Annotated in this window: 15 protein-coding genes; 5 read left to right on the forward strand and 10 right to left on the reverse strand. The window is 64.1% G+C overall.

What is annotated here, in order from left to right:
• Positions 1 to 14: 14 nt before the first annotated feature.
• Genes Q2100_RS06205 through Q2100_RS06215 form a run of 3 tightly spaced genes read right to left on the reverse strand, consistent with a single transcriptional unit; the run spans position 15 to position 3,511 of the window.
• Positions 15 to 2,288, reverse strand: coding sequence for a heavy metal translocating P-type ATPase (locus Q2100_RS06205; RefSeq protein WP_302913272.1), 2,274 nt, complete (start codon positions 2,286 to 2,288; stop codon positions 15 to 17).
• Between the two features lie 42 nt (positions 2,289 to 2,330).
• Positions 2,331 to 3,302, reverse strand: a complete 972-nt coding sequence (locus Q2100_RS06210) for a DUF8832 domain-containing protein (RefSeq protein WP_302913273.1) — start codon at positions 3,300 to 3,302, stop codon at positions 2,331 to 2,333.
• Complete coding sequence (locus tag Q2100_RS06215) at positions 3,299 to 3,511, reverse strand: heavy-metal-associated domain-containing protein (protein WP_302913274.1); 213 nt, start codon at positions 3,509 to 3,511, stop codon at positions 3,299 to 3,301. The genes Q2100_RS06210 and Q2100_RS06215 overlap by 4 nt, the downstream gene beginning before the upstream one ends.
• A 377-nt stretch (positions 3,512 to 3,888) precedes the next feature.
• Here Q2100_RS06215 and Q2100_RS06220 point away from each other — a divergent pair, with 377 nt between their 5' ends.
• Positions 3,889 to 5,106, forward strand: a complete 1,218-nt coding sequence (locus tag Q2100_RS06220; protein WP_302913275.1) for a L,D-transpeptidase — start codon at positions 3,889 to 3,891, stop codon at positions 5,104 to 5,106.
• A gap of 495 nt (positions 5,107 to 5,601) precedes the next feature.
• Positions 5,602 to 6,429, forward strand: a complete 828-nt coding sequence (gene ripB / locus Q2100_RS06225) for an NlpC/P60 family peptidoglycan endopeptidase RipB (RefSeq protein WP_302913276.1) — start codon at positions 5,602 to 5,604, stop codon at positions 6,427 to 6,429.
• Between the two features lie 73 nt (positions 6,430 to 6,502).
• Here the strand turns inward: ripB and Q2100_RS06230 are convergent, their stop codons facing one another.
• The 6 genes from Q2100_RS06230 to Q2100_RS06255 form a co-directional block, all read right to left on the reverse strand.
• Positions 6,503 to 7,192, reverse strand: coding sequence for a winged helix-turn-helix transcriptional regulator (locus tag Q2100_RS06230; protein ID WP_302913277.1), 690 nt, complete (start codon positions 7,190 to 7,192; stop codon positions 6,503 to 6,505).
• 193 nt (positions 7,193 to 7,385) lie between these two features.
• Positions 7,386 to 8,648 (reverse strand): MDR family MFS transporter, encoded by a 1,263-nt coding sequence (locus Q2100_RS06235; protein ID WP_302913278.1) that lies wholly within the window; start codon positions 8,646 to 8,648, stop codon positions 7,386 to 7,388.
• The gene (locus Q2100_RS06240; RefSeq protein WP_302913279.1) at positions 8,645 to 9,760 is read right to left on the reverse strand and encodes a PLP-dependent cysteine synthase family protein; all 1,116 of its coding nucleotides are present in this window, start codon (positions 9,758 to 9,760) and stop codon (positions 8,645 to 8,647) included. The genes Q2100_RS06235 and Q2100_RS06240 overlap by 4 nt, the downstream gene beginning before the upstream one ends.
• Before the next feature lie 104 nt (positions 9,761 to 9,864).
• Complete coding sequence (gene lpqS / locus Q2100_RS06245; RefSeq protein ID WP_302913280.1) at positions 9,865 to 10,275, reverse strand: putative copper homeostasis (lipo)protein LpqS; 411 nt, start codon at positions 10,273 to 10,275, stop codon at positions 9,865 to 9,867.
• A gap of 389 nt (positions 10,276 to 10,664) precedes the next feature.
• A complete protein-coding gene (locus Q2100_RS06250) occupies positions 10,665 to 11,585 on the reverse strand; it encodes a M56 family metallopeptidase (protein ID WP_302913281.1) in 921 nt (306 codons plus the stop codon).
• Positions 11,585 to 11,947 (reverse strand): BlaI/MecI/CopY family transcriptional regulator, encoded by a 363-nt coding sequence (locus Q2100_RS06255; RefSeq protein WP_302913282.1) that lies wholly within the window; start codon positions 11,945 to 11,947, stop codon positions 11,585 to 11,587. Before Q2100_RS06255 ends, Q2100_RS06250 begins: the two co-directional genes overlap by 1 nt.
• Before the next feature lie 418 nt (positions 11,948 to 12,365).
• Here Q2100_RS06255 and ripA point away from each other — a divergent pair, with 418 nt between their 5' ends.
• The 3 genes from ripA (at position 12,366) to Q2100_RS06270 (ending at position 16,118) form a co-directional block, all read left to right on the forward strand.
• A complete protein-coding gene (ripA, locus tag Q2100_RS06260; protein ID WP_302913283.1) occupies positions 12,366 to 13,775 on the forward strand; it encodes an NlpC/P60 family peptidoglycan endopeptidase RipA in 1,410 nt (469 codons plus the stop codon).
• Between the two features lie 424 nt (positions 13,776 to 14,199).
• Positions 14,200 to 14,946: a response regulator gene (locus tag Q2100_RS06265; protein WP_407667586.1), complete on the forward strand. Its 747-nt coding sequence runs from the start codon at positions 14,200 to 14,202 to the stop codon at positions 14,944 to 14,946.
• Positions 14,943 to 16,118, forward strand: coding sequence for a sensor histidine kinase (locus Q2100_RS06270; RefSeq protein WP_302913285.1), 1,176 nt, complete (start codon positions 14,943 to 14,945; stop codon positions 16,116 to 16,118). Before Q2100_RS06265 ends, Q2100_RS06270 begins: the two co-directional genes overlap by 4 nt.
• A 28-nt stretch (positions 16,119 to 16,146) precedes the next feature.
• On the opposite strand, the gene Q2100_RS06275 is transcribed toward Q2100_RS06270, so the two are convergent.
• Positions 16,147 to 16,812 carry a DUF305 domain-containing protein gene (locus Q2100_RS06275; RefSeq protein ID WP_302913286.1) on the reverse strand — a complete coding sequence of 222 codons (666 nt, stop codon included), beginning with the start codon at positions 16,810 to 16,812 and terminating at the stop codon, positions 16,147 to 16,149.
• Positions 16,813 to 17,001: the final 189 nt, after the last annotated feature.

Raw genomic sequence — 17,001 nt, forward strand, 5'->3', positions numbered from 1 at the left:
GGTGCAATAAGGGTTTAGTGGGTAGGGGCAGAGGATGTGGATGTGGATTTGAAGCCGCGCAGTCGAAGGCTGTTGCCCACGACGAAGACGCTGGAGAACGCCATTGCCGCGCCGGCGAGCATGGGGTTGAGCATGCCCAGGGCTGCGACCGGTATGGCGATGACGTTGTACGCGAACGCCCAGAACAGATTCGTCTTGATCGTCGACAACGTTCTGCGGGATAGCCGAATCGCGTCGACGGCGCTGCGCAGGTCGCCGCGCACCAGAGTAATGTCGGAGGCCTCGATCGCGACGTCGGTTCCGGTACCCATCGCCAGGCCGAGGTCCGCTTGAGCCAGAGCGGGCGCATCGTTGACGCCGTCACCGACCATCGCCACGGTCTTGCCCTCGAATTGCAGCCGGACAATGACGTCGACTTTGTCTTTCGGCATGACCTCGGCGATCACGGTGTCGATGCCGACCTCGGCGGCGATCTGGCGGGCGACGGCTTCGTTGTCGCCGGTGAGCAGCACAGGCGTCAGGCCAATCCCGCGCATCTGTGAGATCGCTTCAGCACTGGTCGGTTTCACCGTATCCGCGACAACGAATACGCCGCGAGCCTGCCCGTCCCAGCCGACGGCGACCACCGTCTTGCCTTGCGCTTCGGCCGCTTCTTTCGCCCGCACCAACTCTGGGCTGAGGCGTTGAGACCAGTCGGCGAGCAGTGATTCACGTCCCACGACGACGGCGTGGCCATCGACGACGCCCTGCACGCCCTTGCCTTCGGCATTAGCGAAATCCTCAGGGGTGGGCAGCGTCCCGAGTTCTTCGGTGGCGGCGATGGCGATGGCTTGGGCGATAGGGTGCTCCGAGGCGTTTTCCAATGCGCCGGCCAGCCGGAGCAGGTCCACACGTTCGGTTCCCGGGGCGGTGATGACGTCGACCAGGGTCATCTTCCCAGTGGTGACGGTGCCGGTCTTGTCCAGCACCACGGTGTCGACCTTGCGGGTGGACTCCAGCACCTCAGGGCCCTTGATCAACACGCCCATTTGCGCGCCGCGACCGGTGCCCACCAGAAGTGCGGTCGGCGTGGCCAAGCCGAGCGCGCAGGGGCAGGCGATGACCAGGACCGCCACCCCAGCCGTGAAGGCTGCCGCGACCGGGAAGCCCGCGCCCAGCCATGCGCCGAGTGTGATCACCGCGATAGCGAGGACGATCGGCACGAAGACGCCGGAGATGCGATCGGCCAGCCGCTGGACCTTGGCCTTGCCCGTTTGGGCGTTCTCCACCAGTTGGGCCATCTGCGCCAGCTGGGTGTCGGAACCAACGCGGGTGGCGCGCACCACCAAGCGGCCGCCAGCGTTGACGGTCGCACCGACCACGGTGTCACCTGAACCGACCTCCACGGGGACCGATTCGCCGGTCAGCATCGAGGCATCGACCGCCGATGTCCCCGATACCACCACCCCGTCGGTGGCAATCTTCTCTCCCGGGCGCACGACGAACTCGTCGCCCACCATCAGGTCCTCGACGGCGATTTTCGACTCCGCGCCGTCGCGCAGCACGGACACCTCCTTGGCGCCCATCTCCAGTAGGGCGCGCAGCGCCGCACCGGCCTGCCGCTTGGACCGCTTCTCGAAGTAGCGCCCCGCAAGGATGAATGTCGTCACGCCAGCGGCGACTTCGAGGTAGATGTTCGCGGCGCCGTGGGACGGTGCGAGTGTCAGTTCGAACGAATGCTTCATTCCCTGGGTGCCGGCGGTCCCGAGGAACAGCGCGTACAGCGACCACAGGAAGGCCGATAAGGTGCCCAGGGAGATGAGCGTGTCCATCGTCGCCGTGGCGTGGCGCAGGTTGGCCCAGGCGGCGCGGTGAAACGGCCACGCCGCCCAGACGACCACCGGCGCAGCCAGCACCAGCGACGCCCACTGCCAGTAGGTGAACTGCAGCGCGGGGATCATCGCCATCGCGATGACCGGCACCGACAGCAGCACCGAACCGGTCAGCCGGTGGCGCAGGGACACCATGTCGGGGTCTTCGGTCTCGCCTGTGTCCCCAGGCGGGGCGGGCTTCTCCGGTGTGGGTAGCGCGGCGCTATATCCGGCGTTTTCCACCTCGGCGATCAGCTGCGCGGGATCGTATCCGTCAGGCACCGTGACGGTGGCCTTCTCCGTCGCGTAGTTGACTGTTGCCGCGACGCCATCGATCTTGTTGAGCTTGCGTTCGATGCGGTTGGCGCAGGAGGCGCAGGTCATTCCTCCGATGCGTAGCTCAACGCTCGGGCCGGACACGGGTGTTGATGTCGTCATGTGTGCCAGTGCCTTTCAGTTTTCTGGGTCGGACGGAGGTCATCAGTGCCCGCCGGCATGGCCCGCGTCGCGCGACGGTTCTCGTGCGGGCTGATTGGTGTCGCCGCGTGCGGCGTCGACGACGAACGTGGCGGTGTGCACGGTGTCGTCGACCTTGAAGTCGAGGTAGAGCAGGTAGCGACCGGCGGTGGGTGCGGTCGCCGCGAAAGACACCGCTGGGCCACCGGTGCGGTCCCCCACAGGCTCAGCGCCCTCGGGGTGCACGTGCAGATACGCCAGGTCACCTTCACGCAGCGCGACGAGGTGCCCGTATGCCCCCAGGTAGGGCATCAGTGCCGTCACCGGCTCGCCGTCACGGGTGATCTTCGCTGTAAGCTGCTTCGACACGCCCGCGGTGAGCGCACCGTCGAGTTCCACTGTGTACCCGGCGATCTCATCCGAGATGCGTGTGGTCAGTGGGGGCGACGGGGCCAACTCGCCGGCCACGTCGACCGTGCGGGTGAGCGTGAGTTTGGTGCTGTTGGCCTGGGCGGGCTGAAAATCCGCAAACACCCGGTAGGTGCCGGCGGCCTTCCACATCCAGGGCGTCGACCATATGCCGGTTGTCTGATCCAGGACTGGGTGGACGTGCGCGAAATGCTGACCATCAGGACGGACGACGATGAGATGCAGCTTCTTGTCGTGCACGGTGGCGTAGTCCAGGAGCGGCGTGCCGCTGGGATCAGCGATGGTGAAGCTCAAGCTGCCAGGACCGCTGGAGGCTCCGGGTGCCCGTACCGCGCTAAGCGCGTATCCGCCTTGAGCGAGCGACAACCCAGGCGGATCAACGGGCAGAGGTGACACCGGCAACGCCTGCTCGGTCGGCACGTTGTGATCAGTCGCCGGATCAGCGCCAACGTGCTGAGTAGCCGTCACCGCGGCGTCGGGTACGACCGCCGCTGCGGTGACGTACGCAGCCGTGAACGCCACAGCAAGTCCGGCACCGAAAGCGGCCAACCGCCCCGTGGCGTTCATGCGACACGCACCGCCGAATAGCCGGCATCTTCGACGGCATGCAGGATTTGCGCGTCGTCGACCGGACCGCTGGCGGTCACGACCAGCGTGCCCGTCGCGGCACTGACCTGGACGTCTTGAACCCCGGCGACCTCGCCGACTTCTTCCCGCACCGACTGCTCGCAGTGCCCGCAGGTCATGCCGGTGACGGCGTACTTGCTTGTGCTCACGAGATCATCTCCGTCCTTCTCAAACTATACCCCCACAGGGTATATGACAACAGCTTACCCCCATGGGGTATATGCGCAAGTGTGAGGCTGCAGGTGCCACACGGGGCGATTTCGCCCGCTGCTGATACGTAGGGAGGATCGCGGAGATACGTCGCTGCTGGACTCATGTCCCGCACGCAATGTCGCCGCGCGCTTCGATCCGACTTCGGCGCCCCGCCCTTTACCAAATCTTCATCGAAGGATTAAGAAAGCCAACCGGGTCGAGCACCACACTTCGAGGTGACCCATCAAGTACGTCGCGCTCGAACGCCCCGACGACGCTTGGCCGCACAGTACGACGACGCCCCCCGACCCCAGAAAGTAGGAGAGCCACCCCGATGCCAGCCTGCCCCCCGCCGTGGCGATTCACGACGCGTCGGCTGCGGACGACTGTCATCGCTGTCGCTGTGCTCCTGGTCTCGGCCGCCTGCTCGTCGTCACCTGCAGCTGCGCCCCAGCCCGAAGCCATCTCGGAGAAGGGCACCCCGTTCGCCGACCTGCTTGTGCCGAGCCTGGAGACGTCGGTGACCGACGGTGCGATCGGCGTCGCCGTCGACTCCCCGGTGAGCGTGACCGCCGGAAGCGGAGTCCTCGGCCAGGTCTCATTGACCAACGAAGCCGGTGAGCTGGTGAACGGGCAGCTGAGCCCCGACGGAGTTTCCTGGTCATCCGCTGAGCCGCTGGGCTACAACAAGCAGTACACATTGGAGGCCGAGGCGCTGGGCCTCGGCGGGGCGACCAGGACGACGGCGACCTTTGAAACCCACTCGCCGGACAACCTGACGATGCCCTACGTGTTACCCAACGACGGAGAAACCGTTGGCGTCGGCCAGCCCATCGCGATTCGGTTCGATGAGAACATCACGAATCGACTAGCGGCACAGCAAGCGGTCACCGTGAAAACCAACCCACCCGTTGAAGGTGCCTTCTACTGGCTCAACAACCGAGAAGTTCGTTGGCGTCCCAGCGACTACTGGAACCCGGGCACCAGCGTCGAGGTCTCGGTGAAGGCGTACGGCGTCGACTTCGGCGACGGCCTCTTCGGCCAGGACGATGTCACCAGGCGTTTCACGATCGGCGACGAAATCATCGCCACGGCCGACGATGCCACCAAGACGATGACTGTCCGGCGCAACGGTCAAGTGGTGAAGACCATGCCCATCTCAATGGGCAAATCGAAGACGCCGACCGACAACGGTGCCTACATCATCGGCGACCGTTACTCATTCCTGGTGATGGATTCCTCCACATATGGAGTGCCGGTCAACTCCCCCGACGGATATCGCACCGAAGTTGAATGGGCCACCCAGATGTCCTACAGCGGCATCTATGTGCATTCCGCGCCGTGGTCTGTCGGTAGTCAAGGCGTCGCCAATGTCAGCCACGGATGCATCAACGTCAACCCAGCCAATGCGCGTTGGTTCTACGACAACACCAAGCGCGGCGACATCGTCGAAGTCGTCAACACAACGGGGCCCACTCTGGCGGGAACCGACGGGCTCGGCGACTGGAATATCCCGTGGTCGCAATGGAAGGCCGGCAACGCCAACCTCTGAGCCTGCCCGACTAGGGGCCGCCCGCCGACTCATGATGCGCTCGTGCGAACGTGTTCAGCCCCGCGGACTCGTCACGGGACGTCTCCGCGCAAGGCTTGCTTGTACACATCGCTCACCGCGGCGTACATCGTTCGCATCGCATTCCCCCCCGGGCCGCCTGGAGACCCGGGCGGACGCCCGACACTGTCGTCTTCTCAGGCTATTCGGAATCGAATCCCCCATGGGTGACTCTCCACGTGCGAGGTTCCTCAGGCGCGGGCGCCGAACAATCGACTCCGCGGCCGCGAATGCTGTTTGAGCGCAGCTCTTGGCTGCCTCGCCTCGGCAGAAAATACGGCAGCCGCAATATGTTGCCACCAGTATCGATGGAAATTCCACGCGTGTAGTTCTGTTACAGATGTTACCTACGGGGCAGATGTGAGTTACGCTTTTCTACGTAATTGCTACGTAAGTCATTGCTGCACAGCTCGGATGAGTCGCCGGCCATGGTTGGACATGACGCGCGAAACCGGCATTTGGCGGCGCACGAAGAATCGAGTCGGCGTGAAACTTACTGCGCAACGCGCACATACGGCCCGTCGTCGCGTTGACCGGCACACGTCGCCATTCGTGATCAACAAATTCCGTGCAGTAGTGCGCCGGGTCGGCTGCGGTCTTGGATTGCTCACCGCATTGTCTATCGCATTCTCCCCCGTCGTTTCGGCTGAACCCACTGCTGGAGTATGGGATCCGCTGCTGCCGCGGATGGCAAGTGCAGGCGCGCCGGGCGACCCAATCGCCATTGCGAATGCCTCCCTGCAGGCGAGCGCGCTTGCGACACAGACGACCATGGACATGGGCCGTAAGTTCCTGAGCAGCCTAGGCATTCTCAGTCCTGCAGCGAGTCCGGAGTCGAGTGTCCGCGGCGGCCGAGTGTACGGCGCGCAGGCCGTCGAGTACGTCATTCGGCGAGCCGGGACACAGATCGGAGTTCCGTATTCATGGGGCGGGGGAAGCCTCAATGGGCCTAGCCGCGGTGTGGACTCCGGGGCGGGAACCGTTGGGTTCGATTGTTCCGGCCTGACGAGGTACGCGTTCGCCGGCGTAGGAATATTGCTTCCGCGCTATTCCGGGGATCAATATGATGCCGGACGCAAAGTGCCACCCTCGCAGGCCAAGCGAGGGGATCTACTCTTCTGGGGACCTGGGGGCAGTCAGCACGAAGCCATCTACCTTGGTGGTGGCCAGATGCTGGAAGCACAGCAGACTGGTGTTCCGATCAAGGTGTCACCGGTGCGGATGTCGGGGATGACACCGTACGTCGTACGCATCATCGAGACGTGACGCAGCCTCTGCCGCATTCCCCCCGGCCCGTGTTCTGTGGCCCCGCCGGACGGCCGGCGCACCGTGCGTCCACTCAGCAGCCGAGAAAGTAGCCCACGCCCCGCACTGTATGCAGATATCGAGGGGATGACGGGTCCTCGCCAAGCTTGCGACGCAGCTTGCCGACATGGACTCCCAATGCGGCTCGGCTACGGCCACCAGCGGTGCCCCAGACGATCTCTTCCAACTGCCGCCACGTCAGCGGTTCGTTCGGACATGTGGACAGCGCGGCGAGAATGCAGAATTCAGTACGAGTGAGCGCCAAGGTGCTCCCGCTGAGGTGCACACGGTGCGCCTTCACGTCGACAACGAGGTCGCCGATCGTGCGCAGCGTCACTGCACCGTTGTTCTGCACCGACTCCGCACCGACGTCGGCGTGCCTGAGTGCCCGACGAATGCGAGTGATGATGAGCGCCACATCGCTGACAGCCGGAACTGTCTCTCGTGGCAGCAAAGGGGTGATTTCTGCATCGGTAAGTGCGACGACACCGACGTGAGCCACCTGTCGAAGACGGTCCAGCGTGGCGAGCCGCGCTCCATCTGCACCAACGGACACCATCACGACGTCGGGGTCGCCGCAGCGCAGCTCCTCGACCGCGGCAGAATCGGAATACGCGACAGCAACAACGAAATCGAGGGCACGCAGTCGTCGAGCCAGCGTCGCGGCGTAGATGTGTCGCGGCTCGCACAGCAGCAAGCGGATGCGGCCGGTGCCGGCATCCACTGATAGCCCGCTGTTCCGGCGCCCGATTTCGTCGGTCGTGTGGGCTCCTTGGTCGGTGGCACCGGCGACGTACGAAGTTGTTTCCAGTCAGGACTGCCGGTTTCACCCATTGTACGACATCTACGTATCTACTACGTAGATATCGACGCATCCTGTCGCGAAACTGTCAAACAACGCCTGCCGCCGCTACTGCTCAAGCGGTGTTCGCGCCATTCACCGTCGCCTCCGCGGGCTGAAGACGCCCCTTGCGGTCCAATCGGTACAATGCGAGCGCTGAGGCAAACCCGATGAGGCTCAGCATGATCCACAGCAGTTCGGGTGCCCCCACCCTCACCGATGCCTGCACCAGCGTCCCGGTGACCAGATTGCCGACGAGAATGCCGACACCGACAATGGTGTTGTAAAAACCGTAATGGGTGCCGACTAGTCGGTCGTTGGCCAACGACACAACGGTGTCCATTTCGAACGGAAAGACCGCGGCCGAGCCCACCGCCAAGACGGCGGTGGCAACCAGCAGCGCCGCGGCTGCGGCTATCCGCCCGGCTCGGTTGTCGTCGGGCAGCACAATCATCGGCACAAATGCGACCGACACGGTGACCATCCCGATCACCAGCGAGCGACTCGAGCCCCAGCGCTGCGTGAACCACCGGGTGATGCGCATCTGTCCGATGACCGCGACCAGCCCGGAGATCACGAAGATCAACGCGGTGACGACAGAATCATTGCCGGGAAATAGGCTTCTGGCCTGCAGGGGCATGGCAAGGTAGACCTGGAAAGACAGCACGTACGACCCGATCATTGCCGCGGCGAAGAGCAGAAACGGTCGATTGGCCGCCACCACTCGCCAGTCGTCCAGAACTGAGGTTTTCTCGCGCGCCGGCGGTGCGGTGCGTTGCGGCAGGGCGAAGAGCTGCGCGATCGTCAGGCCGGCAAAGACCACCGCGGCAGCCGCCGCGGTGATGCGGAAATCGATGAACATCAACGCCAAACCCACCAGAGGCCCTGCCAGAATCCCAGCCTGATAGAACACGTTGAACAAGGCGAATGCTTCGACGCGGCGCGTGCCGGCTTCGGCGGCCAGGTACGCCCGCACGGCCGGATTGAACAATGCCCCGGCGAATCCTGTTGCTGCCGAGGCGATCAGTACAGCCGGCAGTGAATCGGCGACGATCAACAGGCCGAAGCCTGCGGTGCGCAGAAGGCAGCCGGCGATGATGAGCGGCTTGTAGCCCAAGCGGTCGGCCAACGTGCCGCCGATGATGAACATGCCCTGCTGGGAGAAGTTGCGGACCCCCAGAACCAAGCCGACGGCCCAGGCGGCGAGCCCCAGCGGACCGGCCAGGTAGCCGGCCAAGTACGGCATCAACATGTAGAAGCCGAGGTTGATGCCGAATTGGTTGACCATCAGCAACCGGCTCGGCCAACCGAAGCTGCGAAATTCAGACGCCAGGTTCATCGCGAGATCAACCGCCTGGGGTCGACTACCTTGGTGGACCGTGCCCAGCGCGTGACCGCCTGAGCGAGCGGATCTTCGACGGTGTCCGGGTGCGACGGTGGCTCGACACCGAGCAGACCATGCTGACGGCAGTAGTCGTCGTTGTAGACGGTGTCGAAATAGCGTTGAGGCCCGTCGGGGAAGACGGCCGCCACCGTGGTCTCCGCGGAGCTGGTTCGTGCGGCCCAAGCTGCCACGAGTGCCACTGCGCCCACGCTCCAGCCTCCACTGGCGTAATGGGTGGCGGCAAGGGTACGGCAAGCCCACACCGCTTCTGCTGGAGCGACCCAGTGCACCTCGTTGAAGGCGCCGTAGTCGACGTTGCCCGGGTAGATACTCGACCCAAGCCCGCGCATGAGACGGGTGCTCGCGGGTTGGCTGAAGATCGTCGACCCGATCGTGTCGACACCGATCAGGCGCACGTCCGGATTGAACTCCCGCAGCACTCGTGCCACGCCGGCGGAATGCCCCCCCGTTCCCACTGAGCACACCAGGATATCGATCGAGCCGAGCTGTTCCCTCAACTCCATCGCGAGCCCGCGATAGGCCTCGACGTTGTCAGGGTTGTTGTACTGATCGGGATGCCAGGCGTGCGGATCGGTAGACAAGATCTGTTGAACGCGGTCACGGCGGGCTTGCTGCCAGCCGCCCTGGTGATTCGGCTCCTCGACCAGGTCGATACGCGCACCGAACGCGGCCAGCATGTGTTGAATCATCGGTTCCATGCCCGGATCGGTGACCAGGGTGACGGGATGACCATATACGGTTCCCGCGAGAGCGAGCCCTAAACCTAATGTGCCACTAGTCGATTCGACAATAGGCGCCCCCGGTACCAGAGCGCCGCTGGCGCGGGCGCGTTCTACCATGTGCAGAGCCGGGCGGTCCTTCATTCCTCCGGGATTGAACCCTTCGAGCTTCGCCCAGAACCCCCGCTCACCGTCGGTGAAAGGCGCCCCGATGCGCAGCACCGGCGTCTGACCGACCATGGTGGCCGGCCGGCCGTAGCGGCCCAGTCGGCGCCGTCGGGCAAGGTGGGCATCATGGGCATGGTGGATCGACAGCACGTTCTTCATCGCTGCAAGTCATTTCTGTTGACGCCGCGCCTATCGCGCGGCTGCTGATTACGGACAGCAGACACCGGCCTCATTCACGAAGGAACGGGCCTGGCGCTGACCGATCAGCGGCGCGCGATACAGAGCTGTTCGAGTAGGCGTCGACCGAATATCGTCTGAGGTGAGCAGCGCGGTGGACCGCGTACTGCGGTCGGTGCCGACCGCCGCCACATCACCAGCATCGCGAAGACGAGGATCACGCCGAAGGTGGCCAGGGAGACGGTCCCCCGCGGCAGCACCGCTTCGACGGCGATCTCCGGCGAAATGGGTCCCCCTTCGGAGACGTGCGGGTGATCGACGGTCACCGACGCTGGCGCACCAACGGCGCTGGCAAACAACGCGTGCGGGCCGTGCGGAGACGCCGGCTCGGTTCCGGGCAGAGCCCACTCGGCGCCGACGATCACAATCCAGAACGCGATGAGCGCGGCGACGACCGCGCGCCCTCGCCGATGTGAATCCGCGTCGATGTCTCTCACGATGTTGCCGACTGTAGCAGCACATCGTCGACATGAGTCGTCGCGCTGTAGTTGACACGATGCTGTGACCTGCCCGCGACATGGCGGCGAACACCCTCCGCACGTAGGCGATCCTGGTCGCGTCGTTAGCTTTGATGATGTTGCCAACAAGGCGTTTTCGTCTCATAGCCATGTAGGTCCCCAGGGACGGTACGACTCGTCTTTGCAGGTTATCTACGGTTTTACTCCGTAGATAATTGCGATGCCGATATCCCGATGCCGACGACTGCCCAAAGATTTGCTGAGGACCTACTGCTGTTGGACTTTGAGCTGGTCGCACTCGGACGCCGGAGATCGCGGACCACCGGTGTTCATGATGCGAACCGGACCACTTCGGCGACGACTTTGGCTCAATGGTGACAGAGCACTTGGATCAGTGCTGGGGCGGCGAGCATAAGGGTCATGGCTGCGCCTAGGGCGACGCGGTGGCGCCATTGGATGTGCCTTGCTGTGGGCATCGCCAGTCGCACCGCGCGGTTGAGAACTGCTGTTCCTGCGGCTGCCAGCCCCTCGGGCAACGGCGCTCGGTGGCCGGCCAGTGTGAGCAGACCGCCGAGCAACGGGCGGATCCCGACGCTTCGTGCGGCAGCGTCATCGGCGCACATCTCGAGAAGCTCTGCCACCGCGGCGTTCGCAGTGGCGAACAGTGGGATCCGAGGGAGGGTGAAGGCCAACGCGCGCAGCACCATGAGTATGTGATGGTGTCGGCCCGAGATGTGGGCGTCCTCGTGAGCGAGAACCGCTTCGAGCTGCGCGCGGTTCAGGGAATCGATGGCCGCGGAGGTAACGACGATGGCATTGGGTCGGCCGATTACGCAGTAGGCGGCTGGCCGGACAGCGTCAACGACCACCACATCGGAGCTCCCCGTGGGGCGTCCGATGATCCGCGCAGCGTGTGCGTGTTCGTGGCTGCGTGCGCGCAACGTTGCGATCGAGCGGCAGACCCGTATCGCTACGATGCACAAAGTCAGCAGACCCCCGGTGATCACTGCCATCGACCCGATGCGGCCCGGCAGCGGCGTGTGGTCGGAGAAGCCGAATAGTTCAAGACACAAGGTCAACGCCTCGGCATCATGCACACCCTCCGCAACGGCGACGATGATTAAAGCGAGGGTGGCCATCCAGGCTATGAGGGTGGCGCCGATCGCGACCAGCCAAGCGGCGACCCCCATGTGAGGACTCACGCCGCCGCTGGTCATTCTGCGCAACACGGAAGGTGCCAGCCAGGCCAGCGCACCGCCGTAGAGCGCAAGCCACATCGCCGTGGTCATCATTGACGGCCCTTGCGTAGCGCCGCCCTCAGTTGCGCGGACTGCTCCTCGCTCATCTGATCGACGAAGAAGGACAGCACCGCGCTGGTATTGCCGCCGGAGTCGAACGCCGCCTTCATCAGGCGGGCCGAGCGTTCCTCACGGCCCATAGGGGGGCGATACACGTAGGCTTTGCCGCTGCGCTCCCGAGTGAGCCATCGCTTGCGGTACAGGTTGTCCATCGTTGACATCACCGTCGTGTAGGCAATCTGACGGCGACGCGACAATTCATCGAAGACATCGCGCACCGTTACGGGGCCCGCGTGATCCCAAACGTGCTCCATCACGACCGCTTCCAGGTCACCGAACCCTCGGTGTTCCATATCGCCGGACTCCCGCTCTCGAACGTCGACTGGCTATACGCGCAGAGACGCTATTGCCGTTCCCAATGTAGCGGTCCTCAGGCCACTTGCCGGTATCCGCAGCGGTGAAAGGTTGTCGCGTCCGCTGCAGCTGACGGCTTGGACTCTGGGGTGCCGGGCAACGTTGCACCAACGTCAACGTTCGACCTCACTGCACAGCGACCCATCCGCGGGCGCCCGTCACGGTGCGGAGAGCACCCGTCGTCAACTGTTACCGAGTCGGTACTGTGACGGGCGTTTCTGAGGGGACAGGTGTGATGTACGTTACTCCTACGTACTGCACTACTACGTATGTCCCTCCGGCCGTAAGCATCAAGGACGCTTCACACTCGAAGTTCCACGATTGCTCGCTCGCGCAGCACATCCTCAGGAGGCTTCGATGCGGCGCCTTTGCACACTTATATTGATCGCCGTGCTGATATCTACACTGACGGTCAACGCTGCCAGCGCGGCGAACGCCGGTCATGAAATGGGCGGCGCCTCCCATGGCGACAGCGGTGACGCCCATAGCCTGATCCCGGCCCTCGCTGTCGCGAACCAGCGCGTGTCCGATATTGCAGCTGCCATTCAGGTCAAGCAGGAGAACGTCAACCAGACTCTGGTTCAGGTAGCGGCCGCCAGAGACGCTCTCGCCGGTGCAAGGCGCGATGCCACAGACACCGAGCGTGCCCTGGTCGATATTCAAACGGCTGTCGACCTTGCACAGCAGCGGTTGGACCGGTTCGCCGCATCGAGTTATGTGAACGGGCCTGCTGGAGCATTACCTCTGGCGCAGGGCCCCGACGAGATCCTGATGGCCGCCTCGACGCAACAGGCGTTGATCCTGGCCTTCGGACGAGTCAAAGGCGACCTTGCGCGCAGGCGGACAGACCAAGCCAATAAGGTGGCGGCCGCCAAGGCGGCCCACCAGCAGGCCGATCGTGCCGCGGCCGAGGCGCAACGCAGGCAAGACGCCGCCGTCGCCGCGCTCGCCGAAGCGCAGCAGTCGTTCACAGCACAAGAGTCCGAAGTCCAACGCCTCGCAACGGAGCGCGATGCCGCTCGTGCTCGACTCGATGCCGCCCACCCTCCTGCCCCTACCGGGTCCGCGTCAGCGCTGCCCGCTCGCGACGTGTCACTGGGCATTCAGTGGGACCACGAGGCACCGGGACCGTTCGAACGCGCCGGCGAAGGACAGTGGGACACCACATTGCCGATGGTGCCCAGCGCAAATGTCGCCGGCGACCCGATCGCCATCATCAACGCCGTCCTCAAGATCATGTCCACCTCGACCCAGATGACTGCCGAGATGGGACGCAACTTCCTCACCAAGCTCGGCGTTCTTTCGCCAGCGGCCGCTCCCGCCGACCCTGGTTTCACCAATGGGCGTATTCCTCGGCTCTACGGCCGTCAAGCCTCCGAATTGGTCATCCGCCGAGCCATGTCTCAACTCGGGGTGCCGTACTCGTGGGGCGGGGGCAACGCCAGCGGACCCTCTCGTGGCATCGATCAAGGCGCCGGCACCGTCGGCTTCGATTGTTCGGGCCTGATGCTCTACGCGTTCGCCGGCGTCGGCATCAAGCTTGACCACTACTCGGGGTCGCAATACAACGCCGGGCGCAAGATTCCCTCGTCCCAGATGCGTCGAGGTGATCTGATCTTTTACGGCCCCAACGCGAGTCAGCATGAAGCGATGTATCTCGGGGACGGAATGATGCTCGAAGCGCCCTACACCGGGGCCGTTGTGCGTGTCGCGCCGGTACGCACATCTGGCATGACGCCCTACGTGACCCGCTTGATCGAATACTGAGGCTCGCATACCGGGTCTCGGTGGCACATCAGCGGCGTCGCCACACCCAACTGGCAACCGCCTCGTCAAGCCAGCTCGAGTTCAGTGAGTGCGGATGCGGTCGCTGTCGGCACATTCACTAGTCGCGTCGTAAACGCGGGGAAGCCCGCGGTGGTCTTAGAGAGCCGAACAGGGCAACCGTGCCCCCGATGGCACTTGCCCACACTACGAGGAGTCCTGCGCAGAGCGTCAACCATGTCTGCCATCCGAAGCCGTCGGGACAAAAGCTCAACCACCAATGCATGGTGCTGCACCTCCTTCCATGCTCAGCTTGCGTAGATTGCACCGTTCAACAGGTATGCCTTCTATGAAGATCTGCTGAAGATCGACGATTCATCAGTCGTGCCCCACCACAACTGCACGGCCAGCGGGCACCATGAATGCGATGGAGCACCCGACCGGACCGCCGCCTGAACAGGCAAAGGGTTACCGCGCGCTGGTGGTCGATGACGAAGTAGCGCTGGCCGAGGTCGTGGCAAGCTACTTGGAGCGGGAACAGTTCGAGGCGATCGTGGCCGATAACGGCGTCGACGCGATCGCTGTCGCACGAGAGCTCGACCCAGATGTCGTCGTCCTCGACCTGGGACTTCCGGGCATCGACGGTCTGGAGGTGTGCCGACAGTTGCGCACGTTCTCCGACGCTTACGTGGTTATGCTGACAGCTCGCGACACCGAGATCGACACCGTGCTCGGCCTCACCGTCGGCGCTGACGACTACATCACCAAGCCATTCAGTCCACGAGAACTCGTGGCGCGCATCCGGGCCATGCTGCGGCGCCCGCGCGTGCTGCAGACACCCCTTGCGGCACCTGGACGTGACACTGCACCGCCGCGGCGGTTCGGACCGCTGAGCATCGATGTGGCGGCCCGCGAAGTGCGCATCGACGGTGTTTCGATCTTGTTGACCCGCACGGAGTTCGACATTCTGGAGGCGCTGTCCGGGCACCCCGGGATGGTGCTGACTCGGCTGCAACTCCTCGAGATCGTTCGCGAAGGTCCGTGGGTCGGCAATGAACACCTCGTCGACGTCCATATCGGCCATCTTCGTCGCAAACTTGGCGACGACGCTGCGCAGCCCCGCTACATCGCTACGGTGCGCGGAGTCGGTTACAGGATGGGTACCGGACAGTGACCACCGCTTCCATCGCTGCACTTCGACGACGAAGCCGGTGGAGCCGTCGTCCTGGTATCGGGTTGCGTCTCCTCGCGGCCCAGGCCATCGTCTTGGTCGCCGGAGCGGCGACCACCTCCGTGGTGGCCGCTGTCGTGGGACCGCCGTTGTTTCGTGAACATCTGCATCGGGCCGGGGTGCCGGCTAATTCACTCGAAGAAATTCACGCCGAGGAAGCGTATGGCTACGCGACCGTGATATCCATCGGAGGTGCCCTGGCGGTCTCGGCGCTGGCTGCACTGGCGGTCAGCTGGTATGTCAGCCGACGACTGCAGCGGTCGATCACCGAGGTCTCCTCCGCGGCGACCGCCATCGCTGACGGTCATTACGGAATCCGCGTGTCTTCTCCTCGACTCGGCGACGACTTCGATGCGCTCGCCGTTGCCTTCAACGAGATGGCGTCCCGACTGCAGGCTGTCGAAACGACGCGACAGCACCTCTTCGGCGACTTGGCGCACGAGATTCGCACACCCGTCGCGGTACTCGAGGCATACGTCGAGGCGCTCGAAGACGGGGTTCGCGCGTTGACGCCGCAGACCGCGGCGATGTTGCGCGATCAGACCCGGCGGCTCGTGCGATTCTCCGAGGACGTGTCCGCCCTGGCCAAGGCGGAGGAGAGCTCCGTCTCGATGACCTACGACCTCATCGACGTCGGACGGCTTGCCGATCGCTGCGCTGCCGTCGCACGCGAACCGTATGCCGATAAGGGTGTCGCACTCGATGTCCACGTCGACGGCGGATTGCCGTGCTTGTGGGCAGACGAACAGCGGCTGGCTCAAGTCCTAGGCAACTTGCTCGACAATTCGTTGCGGCACACGGCTCGCGGCGGATGCGTCGAAATTCGTTGTATGCGTGTCGCAGAGCAGGTGTCAATATCTGTCGTGGACAGCGGAGAGGGAGTAGCAGCCGAACATCTTCCTCGGCTGTTCGAACGGTTCTACCGCGCTGACGCGGCCCGCGACCGCGGAAAGGGCGGCGCCGGAATCGGGCTTGCAATCGCGAAGGCACTCGTCGAAGCGCACGGCGGAACCATCACCGCAACAAGTGCAGGCCCGGGCACCGGCGCCACGTTCACCCTCACCATGCCGACCGCGCGCCGCCACGACGATGCGCCGGCGACGGAAGGCGCGTGACGAACGGTCGGCCATTAAACAGTTCAGCTCACTGATTTTTCAGCAGGCCCTGCATCGTGGTGATCTCCTGTTGCTGCGAGGAGACGATGGCGCGCGCCATGTCGACAGCCGCGGGAAGTTGCCCGCTGTCGATCTCTTGCTGAGCCATCGTGATCGCACCCTCGTGATGCTTGATCATCTGCGTCAAGAACAGCCGGCCGGCTTCGGTACCCTGTGCGTTCTGCAGAGCCGCCATGTCCGCGTCAGACATCATTCCGTGACCGCTGCCCGTCGGCATTTGACTCATGTCCCCGCCGGACATGTCGTGACCCGGCATGGGTGTGCTGCTCGAAGCGGGCGTTGAACCGGCCCCCCACTGCTGCAGCCAGCCTTGCATCTGATCGATCTCCGGGGCCTGAGCGTTCTTGATTTGATTGGCCAGCGTCACGATCTGCGGCTGGATGCCCTGCTTGCCCAGGAGCATGTCACTCATCTCGATTGCCTGCTGGTGATGAGGGATCATGCCCTGCGCGAACGCCACATCAGCGTCGTTGTGCGCGGCGTCGCTACTTGCGGCGCTGGTCGATGGTGCCGACGCCGCGGCCGAAGTGCTGGACGACGCCTGAGTATCGCTCGCCGTATTCGAACAGGCGCTGACAGCCACGCCCACCGCCACTGCGGCCATGAGCCCATACCCAACTCGCTTGTGCTGCATCGCACATCCTTCCTAGACCATTCTCGGTGATAGCGGGCTTTCACCCGACACGCGTTATGCGCGGCTCGGGACCAGCCTCCTGGGGCGGAGTATGCGTCGCCTCGTCTTCCGATAAAGATTTGATGAAGAGCGCTCCTAGCCACGTCGCAGGTGGCCGCACCGCTCCCCTTTGTGCCGGCGGGACGCGCT

This window comes from Mycolicibacterium arseniciresistens (genome assembly GCF_030519285.1).
GTDB lineage: Bacteria > Actinomycetota > Actinomycetes > Mycobacteriales > Mycobacteriaceae > Mycobacterium > Mycobacterium arseniciresistens.

Excerpts from the sequence above, each read along its gene's own strand:
- Q2100_RS06235 (WP_302913278.1), bottom strand. The coding sequence starts at position 8,648 with ATGAACCTGGCGTCTGAATTTCGCAGCTTCGGTTGGCCGAGCCGGTTG.
- Q2100_RS06240 (WP_302913279.1), bottom strand. The coding sequence starts at position 9,760 with ATGAAGAACGTGCTGTCGATCCACCATGCCCATGATGCCCACCTTGCC.
- Q2100_RS06265 (WP_407667586.1), top strand. The coding sequence starts at position 14,200 with ATGGAGCACCCGACCGGACCGCCGCCTGAACAGGCAAAGGGTTACCGC.
- Q2100_RS06250 (WP_302913281.1), bottom strand. The coding sequence starts at position 11,585 with ATGACCACGGCGATGTGGCTTGCGCTCTACGGCGGTGCGCTGGCCTGG.
- Q2100_RS06205 (WP_302913272.1), bottom strand. The coding sequence starts at position 2,288 with ATGACGACATCAACACCCGTGTCCGGCCCGAGCGTTGAGCTACGCATC.
- Q2100_RS06255 (WP_302913282.1), bottom strand. The coding sequence starts at position 11,947 with ATGGAACACCGAGGGTTCGGTGACCTGGAAGCGGTCGTGATGGAGCAC.
- Q2100_RS06275 (WP_302913286.1), bottom strand. The coding sequence starts at position 16,812 with ATGCAGCACAAGCGAGTTGGGTATGGGCTCATGGCCGCAGTGGCGGTG.
- ripB (WP_302913276.1), top strand. The coding sequence starts at position 5,602 with ATGACGCGCGAAACCGGCATTTGGCGGCGCACGAAGAATCGAGTCGGC.
- ripA (WP_302913283.1), top strand. The coding sequence starts at position 12,366 with ATGCGGCGCCTTTGCACACTTATATTGATCGCCGTGCTGATATCTACA.
- Q2100_RS06220 (WP_302913275.1), top strand. The coding sequence starts at position 3,889 with ATGCCAGCCTGCCCCCCGCCGTGGCGATTCACGACGCGTCGGCTGCGG.
- Q2100_RS06210 (WP_302913273.1), bottom strand. The coding sequence starts at position 3,302 with ATGAACGCCACGGGGCGGTTGGCCGCTTTCGGTGCCGGACTTGCTGTG.